Genomic DNA, 12195 nt, shown 5'->3' on the forward strand with positions numbered 1-12195 from the left:
GGATAACTATGCAAGCATTAGAAAAACTCGTCGCCACACTCTCAACCTGGGTATGGGGCCCACTGATGCTGACCTTACTGGTTGGTACAGGCTTGTATCTGACCATTCTCCTTAAGGGCCTGCAATTTCGCGCCCTACCGCATGCCTTCAAACTCATATGGACTAAAGATCAAGACCATGAGGGGGATATCAGCCACTTTGCAGCGTTAATGACTGCCCTAGCAGCCACGGTTGGGATTGGCAATATCGTCGGTGTGGCAACTGCCATTAGTCTCGGCGGGCCTGGCGCCGTGTTCTGGATGTGGGTAACCGGGCTAGTGGGCATGGCCACCAAGTACAGTGAAGCGGTATTGGCTGTGAAGTACCGGGAAAAGGGTCCTCACGGCATGCGTGGTGGGCCAATGTATTATCTGAGCAAAGGTGCGGGGTTACCTTGGCTGGGTACCCTTTTCGCAGTATTTACTGCTTGTGCTGCGTTTGGCATTGGCAATATGACGCAAGCGAATGCTGCAGCCAAAATTTTTGAAGCGACTTTTAATGTCCCGCTCATGACCAGCGGCATTGTGTTGAGCCTGTTAACCGGCTTGGTCATTTTGGGTGGCATACGCTCGATTGGTCGATTTACTTCTTTTCTGGTGCCATTAATGATAGTCACTTATGTGGGCGCCAGTCTGTGGGTATTGATCATGCATGTCCAACAAATCCCGCATGCATTTGGCCTTATTTTTTATCATGCATTTAATCCCAGTGCTGCAACGGGCGGCTTCGCCGGGGCCACTGTGGCCGCTGCCATGCGTTTTGGTATCGCACGCGGCGTATTTTCCAATGAGTCAGGTCTGGGTTCCGCCCCGATTGCGGCTGCGGCTGCGCGCACCAATCACCCGGTGAAACAGGCGCTGGTCAGCATGACACAAACATTTATCGATACCCTGGTGGTGTGTACGATGACGGCGTTGGTGATTTTGACTGCCAGCAGCTGGACGCAGGGAGTGAGCCCTGCCGAGTTAACCAGCAGCAGTATGGCGGAGTCGCTGGGCCATACTGGTCGCGTCATCGTTGCAATTTCGACAGCGTTATTTGCATACTCCACGCTTATCGGCTGGCATTATTACGGCGAAAAAGCCATCGAGTATTTATTAGGGTCGCATTGGATTAAAGCTTATCGCGTCACGTTTACCATCGCAGTGATGATAGGCGCTATCATCAGCCTTGAATTTGTCTGGAACTTCTCAGACTTGGCAAATGGCTTAATGGCTATCCCCAATCTGATTGGTTTGTTATTGCTATCAAAGATCATTAAACAAGAAACTACTCGCTACTTTTCCAGTAAAAATAACGCTTAGGAAACGCTATGTCACAGCATCGTGGCGCTTGGAAAAACCGTTGGACATTTATGCTGGCCACAGCGGGCTCCGCCATTGGTTTGGGCAATATATGGAAACTGCCCTACATGATAGGGGTGAACGGCGGCAGTGCTTTTGTACTGGTATTTATCGCATGCATTCTCTTTGTCGGCATTCCGTTAATGATGACTGAAATCATGCTCGGGCGACGCGCGCAACAAAATCCGCTCGACGCCATTCATACACTGGCAAAAGAAGCTCATGTTTCTAATCAATGGCGCTGGATGGGCGCAATGGGCATGCTGGCTGGCGTCTTGATACTAAGCTTTTACAGTGTCATTGCTGGCTGGGTATTAAGTTACACCGTAGCGGCCATGCGAAATACCTTTAACCATATTTCTGCGGCACAGTCGCAATCCAACTTCAACGCATTACTGGCTAACCCTATACAGCTCACCATTTGGCACACGCTCTTTATGGTCATGGTGATGGGCGTGGTGGCTCGTGGCGTTAATTCCGGTCTCGAAAAAGCCAACAATGTGCTGATGCCAGCATTGTTTGTGATCCTATTTATCTTGCTTGGTTACAGCATGTCAGTTGGTGATATGCATGCTGCCGCGCATTTCATGTTTACGCCGGACTTTTCAAAGATCACCCCCATGGCCGTTTTGTCAGCATTAGGTCACGCTTTTTTCTCCTTGAGCCTGGGCATGGGCTCGGTGATGGTGTACGGCTCTTATTTAAATCGCGATGTTTCAATTGCGCGCACTACCGTTTGGATTGCCTTGATAGATACCTTGCTGGGATTATTAGTCGGCCTGGCTATTTACGCGCTGGTATTTGCCAATCATTTACCCCCTAATGCCGGACCTGGACTGCTATTTCAAACACTGCCGATTGCATTTGGCGCCATGCCTGCAGGCAATGTCTTTGCCACATTGTTTTTCCTGCTGGTTGCATTCGCCGCCTGGACCAGCGCCATTTCACTAGTAGAACCCACCATTGCCTGGGTGGTTGAAAATACAACATTCAAACGTACTATGGTCAGTACAGTCCTAGGGCTCATCATCTGGCTTACGGGGTTGAGTGTAGTGTTATCATTTAATGTATGGGCCAATGTGAAGGTGCTTTTCGATTTAAATATTTTTGAGATGTTAGATAAACTCACATCCACCCTCATGCTCCCACTTGGCGGACTATTAATGGCTGTATTTGCTGGTTACTTTATGAAAAAAAGCCACACGCAACACGAATTTGGCTTAGATCCATTCACTTATAAATGCTGGCGAACTGCTAACAATATGATTGCCCCTGTTGCTATCATCGCGGTGTTTATTTACTTAATTGGATATGTGCAATAACAGGCTGATGGACGTCACATCAAAGGCGCGAAAAATGACTCAAAAAAAAGCCAGCTGGTAAGGCTGGCTTTTCTATTTACTGCATGCTCTAAATGATGATTAGAGTGTCAAAATCCACTCAACGATGGTTTTGATATCTTCATCTTTCACTTGTGGGCTGTTTGCTGGCATTGGGATATTACCCCAAACACCGCTACCACCTTTTTTAACTTTTTCAATCAATTTGGCTTCAGCACCTTTGTCGCCTTTGTATTTTGCTGCTACGTCTTTGTACGCAGGGCCCAATACTTTGGCATCAATACTGTGGCATGCCAGGCAGCCACTTTTTTGTGCCAGTGCTTTAGCAGCAGCGGCGTCAGCAGCATGTGCTGTACCAGCCATCAACAAAGTCGCTGCTGCGATTGCGGAAAATAAAACTTTCATGCGATCTCCTTGAATATCTTCTAAATGAATAGAACCCCATAATGCAATTCTCATGCATGTGGCATATTACCTGACCAAGCAAAATCCACAATAGAAAAACCGTTAAAATCAACGGCCATTCATATAAATTCAACTGGTTTAGCGTTTTGCCAACATGCTAAAAACGCGCGTGCCACCTAATGGTTGACATGTGTCACACTGGTGTTACAGGGTCTCGATAGAGTACTCTGCACTCAGGATATGTTTACGGCCAGGATTAATCACGACCATATTGTCTAGCGCATTCGTGGTCTCAACACAAATCGTTTTACGCCACTCGTCACCTACACCCATATCACCCATGGCACCCGCTTTGTCCGCCCCTGGATTCCACACCACAGTCGTGTCGCTACCTGATTTGGCAACATGGATAATACGGTTGTAGCCACTATCGTGGATCGCACAATCCGAGCTGTGATGCACGTATACACGATCGTACTCTTCGCCATCAAACGTGAGGGCATTATGCTCCACGTTGCGTTCATACTTGAGGAGTTTATCCAGATATACCAGATCCTGCATGCCCGTGATCTGGATGTTGGAGATGTCACTCACATTAAAGTAAGTGTGAAAGGCTTCCCCAATGACAAAGGGGTGTTCGGCATGATTGGTCGTCGCTAGGTCAATACGCAAGCGACGGCCTATGGTGATCGTCAAGGTCAACTCATAAGGATAGGATAACTGACGCTGCGCTTCAGGCGTCTGTTGCATCTCAAGAATGATACGGGTTGCACCGGTGGGGGTAGCATCAATATCCATTACACGCCATGGAATGACACGGGCAAACCCATGTGGACACAGCGTACTATCGGTAGGGTGCGCACCAAACCATGGCCAGCAAATAGGCACGCCACCACGAATTGAACGGCCTTTGACATATCGCGCATTGCTGGATAGCCACAGCACCGGGTTCGCCAAAAACTTTGGCTGCCAATGCATGACATGAGCCCCTTGCAGCGCAATTTTGCCGGTGGCTAGGGGATTGTCGATTTCCAGATACTGCAACCCATTTTCATCCTGCCATTGGTTCACATGTGCATGTAACTTCATGCGCTTGGTCATTTCCATACTCTTGGAGAGGATGCCGCATTCGTTGTTCATTATCTTCTCCTTTCAATCTGTGATACATCGCGCACAGCCCCTTTAGCCGCACTTGTGCTCATGGCCGCATACGCGCGTAAGGCAGGCGAAACTGAGCGCTCACGATTCAATGGCTTCCAGGCATTACTTCCTTTAGCTTCCATATTGCCGCGACGATGGGCCATTTCTTCGTCACTCACAGCCAGGTGTATGGTGCGGTTAGGAATATCAATTTCAATGGTATCGCCCTCTTGCACCAAGCCAATCGCTCCACCCTCGGCCGCCTCTGGCGAAGCATGGCCGATACTCAAGCCTGAGGTACCGCCTGAAAAACGGCCATCGGTCAGCAAGGCACAGGCTTTGCCCAGACCTTTAGACTTCAGGTAAGAGGTCGGATACAGCATTTCTTGCATGCCAGGTCCACCACGCGGACCCTCGTAGCGGATCACCACTACATCCCCAGCCACAATCTTATCGGCCAGAATGGCCTCGACCGCAGAATCCTGACTTTCAAAAACACGGGCACGGCCAGTAAATTTAAGGATGCTGTCATCCACGCCAGCCGTTTTCACAATACACCCATCCAGTGCGATATTGCCGTACAGCACCGCCAAGCCACCATCTTGTGAATAGGCATGGGCCTTGTTGCGGATACAGCCGTTCTCACGGTCATCATCCAGATCAGGCCACAACATGCTCTGGCTAAATGCGATGGTGGTTGAAATGCCGCCTGGTGCTGCGCGATAAAACTTTTTCACTTCTTCGTCTTGCGTGGTGACGATATCCCATTGGGCCAATGCTTCGCCCATGCTCGCACTATGAACGGTAGGCACTTCAGTATGAATCACCCCGGCGCGGTTGAGTTCCGCCAGAATGCCCATCACGCCGCCCGCGCGGTGTACGTCTTCCATATGGTATTTGCTGGTAGCAGGCGCTACTTTAGATACGCAGGGAACCTGGCGAGAGATACGGTCGATGTCTTTCATGGTGAAGTCCACCCCGGCCTCGTGCGCAGCGGCCAGCAAATGCAATACCGTATTGGTAGAGCCACCCATGGCCACATCCAGGCTCATGGCGTTCTCAAACGCTTTCATGGTGGCAATATTGCGCGGCAGAACGGAATAATCATCCTGTTCGTAATGGCGTTTTGCCAACTCCACGATCAAGCGGCCAGCCTGCAAGAACAGTTGTTTACGCGCTGCATGCGTCGCCAGCGTCGAACCATTACCAGGCAAGCTCAGGCCCAGTGCCTCTGTCAGGCAGTTCATGGAGTTGGCCGTAAACATTCCAGAACAGGAACCACAGGTTGGGCAGGCAGAGCGCTCTACCTCAGCCACTTCGGCATCGCTGACATGGCTGTCAGCCGCTTCCACCATAGCATCCACCAGATCCAGTTTACGGATATTGCCCTGCCAGTTGACTTTACCGGCCTCCATCGGACCACCGGATACAAAGACCACTGGGATATTGAGGCGCAAAGCCGCCATCAACATGCCTGGGGTAATCTTGTCACAGTTGGAAATACACACCAGCGCATCGGCACAATGCGCATTGACCATATATTCCACGCTATCGGCAATCAGGTCGCGGCTGGGCAAGCTATACAACATGCCACCATGCCCCATGGCAATACCGTCGTCTACAGCAATGGTATTAAATTCCTTGGCAACGCCACCCGCCTTCTCAATCTCGCGGGCGACCAATTGACCCAGGTCTTTCAGGTGCACATGACCAGGCACAAACTGGGTAAAGGAGTTGGCCACTGCAATAATTGGCTTGGAGAAATCTTCATCTTTCATGCCGGTGGCGCGCCACAATGCGCGTGCACCAGCCATGTTACGACCTTGTGTCGTCGTGTGAGAACGGTATTTAGGCATGAGAAACACTAGGATTGTCGTTAAAATCTTATTTTAACTGAATCCGCAGCCGCATGCGCGACTGAAACAGACTTGTTACATTCAGCGCAGGCGATAAAAAATGCTAAGGCCGCACCTGCTTGTGCTGAAATGATGAACAGTGCCGGTTGACTTTAGGACTACGTAAAGCGGAATGTTTAGTCTGTTGTCCGCGTGTGCGCTTGCGCCAGGAGATAAATACGCGAGGCTTTAATTGACTACGCATCAGCACAATGACCTCGGCCTGGCTGAGACCAAACTGATGTTTAATCGCCTCGAATGGGGTGCGATCTTCCCACGCCATTTCGATGATGCGCGAAATATCCCCTTCAGTTAGCAACAGCGTTTGATGCCTGTCCACTTTTGATCCTGCCATTGTTTAAAAAAATTAGCGCGCGTTAAAGGTGCGGCTTCACCAGGCTTGGCATGATGCTCATTGTAGTGCGCCAGGTAGCGCTCATAAGCATCGTCACCAGACAGCTGACGGACTCGCTGCCAAAACATGTTTAACTTGCGCATATTGCTTCTCCTTAGCTCAACCGGCTTGCCACATAAGGCGTTTCACTACTGGGCAGCACTGTTTTCCCCGCCAAACTGCGCCAGCTCATGCGTAGCATATCCAGCACGACTATCCATAACATCAGGACAAAAAACACAGTCAGCCAGGCATCCAGTTGCTGGTTAAAAATTAATTGTGGCGCCACGGCAGCTTTTTCAGGGGGTAGCAATCCAGTAGACAGTTTTTGCGATAAATCGTTTGCAGCAGCAAAAAAACCTACACGAACATCATCGCTAAAGACTTTTTCATAGACGGCAGTGGTAGTAATGATCAGCAGCCAAACCAGAGGCAAGCCGGTAATCCAGGCTTTAGATGCCTTGCCGGATTTGATCAGAATGCCGGTGCCCACCGACAATGCGATTGCTGCCAGCATCTGGTTGGCGATACCGAACAGCGGCCACAAAATGTTGACGCCACCATTCGGATCAATAACACCTATATAGAGAAAATATCCCCAGCCTGCAACGACGAGTGCACTGGTCAAGATCACAGAAGGCGTATAAGAGGTTTCACCCAGCTTGGGATGCAGGTTACCCAGCATGTCTTGCAACATGAAACGGCCGACGCGAGTACCGGCATCGAGCGTGGTAAGAATAAAAATTGCCTCAAACATAATGGCAAAGTGATACCACAACGCCAGCAGATGCTCACCAAACACATTCCCCAGAATACTGGCCATCCCCACTGCTAGACTGGGGGCGCCACCAGTTCGGGCAAATAAAGTACTTTCCCCCATGGCACTGGCAAGATACTGCATCTGCTCCACTGTCACCTGATAGCCCCAGCTGCTAATGGTGTTCACTGCATCCAATGCTTCCTTGCCCACCACGCCTGCAGGGCTGTTGATCGCGAAATACACGCCTGGCTCCAGCACGGTAGCGGCCACCATGGCCATAATCGCAACAAAGCTTTCCAGCAACATGGCGCCATAGCCAATGACACGGATATCATTTTCACTGGTAATCAGTTTCGGCGTGGTTCCGCTGGCTATCAGTGCATGAAAACCCGAAATCGCCCCACAGGCAATCGTAATGAATACAAACGGGAACAGCTTGCCACCAAAAATAGGACCAGTACCATCAATAAAAGGCGTGATGGCAGGCATATGAATTTCAGGATGCAACCACAAGATCGCAAGCGCCAACATGATGACCGTGCCCAGTTTCATAAAAGTGGACAAGTAATCGCGCGGCGCAAGCAGCAACCACACCGGCAACACCGCTGCCGCAAACCCATAGCCAATAATACTAAATGCCAGCGGTAAGCCTTCATGATCAAACAGGGCGGCCAATTGCGGATGGTGATCTACCCAGCCACCTAACACGACAGAGGCCAGCAGTAGCGCCACGCCAAGCAAAGATGCCTCAAGCACGCGCCCTGGGCGCAGATAACGCATATACACCCCTACCAGCATGGCAATCGGGATAGTTGCAGCGACCGTTGAAGTCCCCCAGGGACTATGTTTCATGGCGTTGACCACCACCAGACCCAGCACCGCAATCAGGATAATCATAATCATGAATGTGCCGATCAGCGCTGCGGTCCCCCCTATCGCGCCAATTTCATCACGCGCCATCTGCCCCAGGCTTCGGCCATTGCGGCGAGTCGACAAAAATAGGGTGACCATATCCTGTACGGCCCCGCCAAGTACAGCCCCTATCAATATCCACAAGGTGCCGGGTAAATAACCGAATTGTGCCGCCAGGGTTGGGCCCACCAACGGGCCTGGCCCGGCAATCGCTGCAAAATGATGCCCAAATACGACCCAGCGATTGGTGGGCACATAATCGCGACCGTTATTCAAGCGCTCAGCAGGTGTCGCCCGCGTCGCCTCTATTGCCAACACCTTGGCCGCAATCCAGGCGGCATAAAAGCGGTAGCCAATCAAATAGACGCAGATGGCTGCCGTGATCAGCCATAATGCGTTGAGCGACTCACCCCTCGCCAACGCCACATTTGCCAACGCTGCAGTTCCCAACAAGGCCACACCCGCCCAGCCTGCACGACTCCAAAAAGCTTTCATAGTGATGGAATTCTTTCCTGTTTTTTTAATGATTTGCACTGTAACAAAAAGACCCATGGCGCGCAAAAACATCCCGCACTCAACGATCCGTCAGGTGGTGCAACGGCACTGTCATGGTGCAGCCTTTACCCTGAGACCAAACAGCTTCAAGTTTCCATACCATAACAATTACTATTTATAATCATACAGTTAACAAACATCTACCATCTGGCATGGGGATTGCTAATCTGTATTAGAAGTTTTTTCTAAGATTTGCAATGAGACCCTTGATTACAGACACGCCAGCGCCACCAAGCTCCACCCCGCGCATCCTGCTCAGCCCGGCTGACCAGAAATTGGTCGACTCAGCCAGAGATATCCTGATGCATCAGCGAGACTTGAGCGAAGAACAAGCATATGCTCTTTTATTAGAAATGGCCGAGAAACGCAAAACCGGCGTGGCTGATATTTCCTTGCAGCTAGTCAATATCACCAAACGATTGACTATTTAATTGCTTCGCCATGACTGGCGACCGCGTCAAGATTGCTTCCCACTGTTTTTACCAAAAATTTTTTTACTGAGGCTTGCAGGAAAAAAGAGTTTCGGTATAATGCGCGCTTCGTTGCAAGGCACGGGTGCTTAGCTCAGTTGGTAGAGCGTCGCCCTTACAAGGCGAATGTCAGCGGTTCGACCCCGTTAGCACCCACCATCCCACCGCCTGCAATCACTAGATCAATCCCCGCTCACTGAACGAAAATGTAGATTGTCCGGCCACCACAATGTGGTCTAGAACCTTAATATCTACCAGGCTTAATGCGTCTTTCAAACTCTGTGTTAACTGCTCGTCTGCCCGGCTAGGATTTGCACTACCGCCCGGATGATTGTGACTTAATATCAAGGCAGCAGCGTTCAATGCCAGGGCTCGCTTGACCACCTCGCGCGGATACACACTGGTTTGCATCAAACTACCTTCGAACAGGGTTTCATAGGTAATCAAACGGTTCTGCGCATCCAAAAACATAATGCCAAACACTTCTCGCTGCAGTGCGGATAATTGCAGTTGCAAATAATGCTTTACCTGGGCTGGCGAACAAAAACTGTCTGCTTGTTGCAAGGTCTCACCCAATGCGCGCTTGCTCATTTCAAGGACGGCTTGCAGTTGGCAATATTTGCTGGCACCCATGCCATACACACTTTGCATTTCGCTCAAGCTGGCCGAAAAAATACCATTCAGGCTTTTAAATTTTTGTAACAGATCCCTGGCCAGATCGACCGCCGTCTTACCGGGGACACCAACACGTAAAAAAATAGCCAACAGTTCTGCATCAGATAGGGCTACCACCCCAGTACGCAACAGTTTTTCCCGCGGCCGTTCCTGCTCCGGCCAGTCTGTAATTGCCATTATTTCTCCCAGGTTACCTGTTTATTTGGTCCATCCAATTTCACGCGCCGTCGGCCTGCCAATGACGGTTTCTTCCAGCCCTTTTGCCATACGCGCCCTGCGTGGGGTGATTGGCACTTTAACTGCCATGACTTCAGCCAGCTGTTGCGGATAAACTGGTTGCAGGTAAGGCTCGGCATAACCCTGGGGAAACAAAGGCAGGTTTGTATTGAGGTCATACTTGTCACCGGCACTCAAGGTGTGTAGCAACTCATGTGCGATGATGACGGTATTAACCGCATGCTGACGATGGTCAGCAAACAGGTTCACCCGACCTATCCTGCCTTTGTGCAGTGCAGTCGAATGCATCAGATGTGTATGCAGGGATGGATCGTGATATAACAGATAAAGCTTGATATCCATGGGTACACCCACTGACGGCTGATGCCCCCAGCTGAACCACCTGAACTTGAGGCTCCACAGGATGATATCCGGCCAATGACCATTAATGGCAGGCGGGGCGGGTGGCACTTCATGAATTTCAGGCCCAAGATATAAATTAATTGGGCGGCTTAAAGGTAACTGGTACTTGTGCGCCTCTCTCGAGAAAAACTGTGCAATCACCTCAAAATCATGTTCCCGCAGACTGGTGATATAAGTATCCACCACGGGCGCTGCATCGGCATTGACCGGATATAACACCACATTTAAAGGCTTGTGCCATTGCAGGAGTTGATACTCTTGCCAAAGCTGCATCAATGCCGTCAACACGACCACTACCCAGAAAAAAATTCTGACCAACTTTAACATGCGCGCCATCCCATTCGTTACCACATGTTAACATATTTAAAGAAGACGCTGCACATCCCATCAATGGCAATCCGCATGCTTTGCAGTTAAAATGCCAGCATGACTCATCGGCCTCTTCATCTACTGCTCGGCGTGACTGGCGGCATTGCCGCCTACAAAACTGCAGAGCTCATACGCCTGTTGGTTAAACAGGGGCACAGCGTACAAGTGGTGATGACAGAGGCTGCAACACATTTCATCACGCCTACAACGTTGCAAGCACTTTCCGGCAACCCGGTTTTTGTTGATAGCTGGGATCAGCGTATATCTAATGGCATGCCACATATCGAGCTGAGCCGTAAAGCGGATGCAATCCTGATAGCTCCTGCTAGCGCCGACTTTATTGCTAAATTGGCACATGGTTTTGCCAACGACTTACTCTCTACACTGTGCTTGGCACGTGAGTGCCCACTTATGGTCGCCCCTGCAATGAACAGGCAAATGTGGGAAAACGCAGCGACACAACGCAACGTTACACAACTGCAACAAGACGGTATCACCATACTGGGACCGGACAGTGGTGAGCAGGCTTGCGGTGAAATCGGCCAAGGCAGAATGCTGGAGCCTGAAGATTTGCTCGAAGGTATAGAGACTTTTTTTACACCCAAATTATTTGCCGGAAAAAAAATCCTGATCACTGCTGGCGCAACCATGGAAATGCTCGACCCTGTGCGAGGCATCACCAATATCAGCAGTGGCAAAATGGGCTACGCGTTGGCGCGGGTTGCCATGCGCATGGGCGCAAAAGTCACTGTGGTGCATGGTCACACGCATGCTGCATGCCCTCCTGTCACCCAGGATATTTTTGCCGGTAGCGCACAAGCAATGTATCAAACAGTGATGCAACATGTGGCCTCGCAGGATATTTTTATTGGCGTGGCCGCTGTCGCCGACTATAGACCAGAGGTTTCCTCAACGCAGAAAATAAAAAAAAGTGAGGAAACACTTACAATTAACCTTATTAAAAATAAAGACATCTTGGCAGATGTTGCCAGCTTACCTAACCCACCCTACTGCGTAGGTTTTGCTGCGGAAACGGAACACGTACTCGACTACGCCCAACAAAAAAGAGTGGCAAAATGCATTCCTATGATTGTGGCTAACCATGCCAGCACCGCGATGGGCAGTGATCAAAATACGGTCACTATTATTGATGAGCAAGGTAACCATTCGCTAGAAACTGATACCAAAGAAAATATCGCCTACAAACTGTTGAGCTATATCAATACCAAGGTCACTTAAAGGCCGACAAACAAGTATTT

12 protein-coding genes and 1 tRNA gene are annotated in these 12195 nt (G+C 50.1%); 5 read left to right on the forward strand and 8 right to left on the reverse strand.

Annotated elements, in window-relative coordinates:
• Window positions 1-8: 8 nt before the first annotated feature.
• Together F463_RS0106395 and F463_RS0106400 are read left to right on the forward strand one after the other, a co-directional pair.
• Window positions 9-1343: an alanine/glycine:cation symporter family protein gene (locus F463_RS0106395; protein WP_018986234.1), complete on the forward strand. Its 1335-nt coding sequence runs from the start codon at window positions 9-11 to the stop codon at window positions 1341-1343.
• An 8-nt stretch (window positions 1344-1351) separates the two neighbouring features.
• Window positions 1352-2704, forward strand: coding sequence for a sodium-dependent transporter (locus F463_RS0106400; protein ID WP_018986235.1), 1353 nt, complete (start codon window positions 1352-1354; stop codon window positions 2702-2704).
• A 99-nt stretch (window positions 2705-2803) separates the two neighbouring features.
• Here the strand turns inward: F463_RS0106400 and F463_RS0106405 are convergent, their stop codons facing one another.
• From F463_RS0106405 to F463_RS0106430, 6 genes are all read right to left on the reverse strand, one after another.
• Window positions 2804-3127: a c-type cytochrome gene (locus F463_RS0106405; protein WP_018986236.1), complete on the reverse strand. Its 324-nt coding sequence runs from the start codon at window positions 3125-3127 to the stop codon at window positions 2804-2806.
• A 204-nt stretch (window positions 3128-3331) separates the two neighbouring features.
• Window positions 3332-4267, reverse strand: coding sequence for a D-hexose-6-phosphate mutarotase (locus tag F463_RS0106410; protein WP_018986237.1), 936 nt, complete (start codon window positions 4265-4267; stop codon window positions 3332-3334).
• Entirely contained in the window at window positions 4267-6123 is a 1857-nt protein-coding gene (gene ilvD / locus F463_RS0106415; protein WP_026295373.1) for a dihydroxy-acid dehydratase, read from the reverse strand. Before ilvD ends, F463_RS0106410 begins: the two co-directional genes overlap by 1 nt.
• A gap of 103 nt (window positions 6124-6226) precedes the next feature.
• Window positions 6227-6502, reverse strand: a complete 276-nt coding sequence (locus F463_RS0106420) for a TIGR03643 family protein (protein ID WP_245545141.1) — start codon at window positions 6500-6502, stop codon at window positions 6227-6229.
• Complete coding sequence (locus tag F463_RS0106425) at window positions 6475-6660, reverse strand: CstA-like transporter-associated (seleno)protein (protein ID WP_018986240.1); 186 nt, start codon at window positions 6658-6660, stop codon at window positions 6475-6477. The genes F463_RS0106420 and F463_RS0106425 overlap by 28 nt, the downstream gene beginning before the upstream one ends.
• An 11-nt stretch (window positions 6661-6671) precedes the next feature.
• A complete protein-coding gene (locus F463_RS0106430; RefSeq protein ID WP_026295375.1) occupies window positions 6672-8723 on the reverse strand; it encodes a carbon starvation CstA family protein in 2052 nt (683 codons plus the stop codon).
• A gap of 257 nt (window positions 8724-8980) precedes the next feature.
• On the opposite strand from F463_RS0106430, the gene F463_RS0106435 reads away from it, so the two are divergent.
• Window positions 8981-9214 (forward strand): ANTAR domain-containing protein, encoded by a 234-nt coding sequence (locus tag F463_RS0106435; protein WP_033413053.1) that lies wholly within the window; start codon window positions 8981-8983, stop codon window positions 9212-9214.
• A gap of 122 nt (window positions 9215-9336) precedes the next feature.
• A tRNA-Val gene (locus F463_RS0106440) sits at window positions 9337-9412 on the forward strand.
• An 18-nt stretch (window positions 9413-9430) separates the two neighbouring features.
• Here the strand turns inward: F463_RS0106440 and radC are convergent.
• Together radC and F463_RS0106450 are read right to left on the reverse strand one after the other, a co-directional pair.
• Window positions 9431-10105: a RadC family protein gene (radC, locus tag F463_RS0106445; protein ID WP_018986243.1), complete on the reverse strand. Its 675-nt coding sequence runs from the start codon at window positions 10103-10105 to the stop codon at window positions 9431-9433.
• 21 nt (window positions 10106-10126) lie between these two features.
• On the reverse strand, window positions 10127-10894 hold the full coding sequence (locus F463_RS0106450) for a hypothetical protein (RefSeq protein ID WP_018986244.1): 768 nt from the start codon (window positions 10892-10894) through the stop codon (window positions 10127-10129).
• A 99-nt stretch (window positions 10895-10993) separates the two neighbouring features.
• On the opposite strand from F463_RS0106450, the gene coaBC reads away from it, so the two are divergent.
• Window positions 10994-12175: a bifunctional phosphopantothenoylcysteine decarboxylase/phosphopantothenate--cysteine ligase CoaBC gene (coaBC, locus tag F463_RS0106455; protein ID WP_018986245.1), complete on the forward strand. Its 1182-nt coding sequence runs from the start codon at window positions 10994-10996 to the stop codon at window positions 12173-12175.
• Window positions 12176-12195: the final 20 nt, after the last annotated feature.

Source organism: Methylophilus methylotrophus DSM 46235 = ATCC 53528, assembly GCF_000378225.1.
In the GTDB taxonomy this organism is placed as follows: domain Bacteria; phylum Pseudomonadota; class Gammaproteobacteria; order Burkholderiales; family Methylophilaceae; genus Methylophilus; species Methylophilus methylotrophus.

What these genes read in the sequence shown, in the direction of transcription:
- F463_RS0106395 (WP_018986234.1), top strand. Translation starts at nt 9, where the DNA reads ATGCAAGCATTAGAAAAACTCGTCGCCACACTCTCAACCTGGGTATGG.
- F463_RS0106400 (WP_018986235.1), top strand. Translation starts at nt 1,352, where the DNA reads ATGTCACAGCATCGTGGCGCTTGGAAAAACCGTTGGACATTTATGCTG.
- F463_RS0106405 (WP_018986236.1), bottom strand. Translation starts at nt 3,127, where the DNA reads ATGAAAGTTTTATTTTCCGCAATCGCAGCAGCGACTTTGTTGATGGCT.
- F463_RS0106410 (WP_018986237.1), bottom strand. Translation starts at nt 4,267, where the DNA reads ATGAACAACGAATGCGGCATCCTCTCCAAGAGTATGGAAATGACCAAG.
- ilvD (WP_026295373.1), bottom strand. Translation starts at nt 6,123, where the DNA reads ATGCCTAAATACCGTTCTCACACGACGACACAAGGTCGTAACATGGCT.
- F463_RS0106425 (WP_018986240.1), bottom strand. Translation starts at nt 6,660, where the DNA reads ATGCGCAAGTTAAACATGTTTTGGCAGCGAGTCCGTCAGCTGTCTGGT.
- F463_RS0106430 (WP_026295375.1), bottom strand. Translation starts at nt 8,723, where the DNA reads ATGAAAGCTTTTTGGAGTCGTGCAGGCTGGGCGGGTGTGGCCTTGTTG.
- F463_RS0106435 (WP_033413053.1), top strand. Translation starts at nt 8,981, where the DNA reads ATGAGACCCTTGATTACAGACACGCCAGCGCCACCAAGCTCCACCCCG.
- radC (WP_018986243.1), bottom strand. Translation starts at nt 10,105, where the DNA reads ATGGCAATTACAGACTGGCCGGAGCAGGAACGGCCGCGGGAAAAACTG.
- F463_RS0106450 (WP_018986244.1), bottom strand. Translation starts at nt 10,894, where the DNA reads ATGTTAAAGTTGGTCAGAATTTTTTTCTGGGTAGTGGTCGTGTTGACG.
- coaBC (WP_018986245.1), top strand. Translation starts at nt 10,994, where the DNA reads ATGACTCATCGGCCTCTTCATCTACTGCTCGGCGTGACTGGCGGCATT.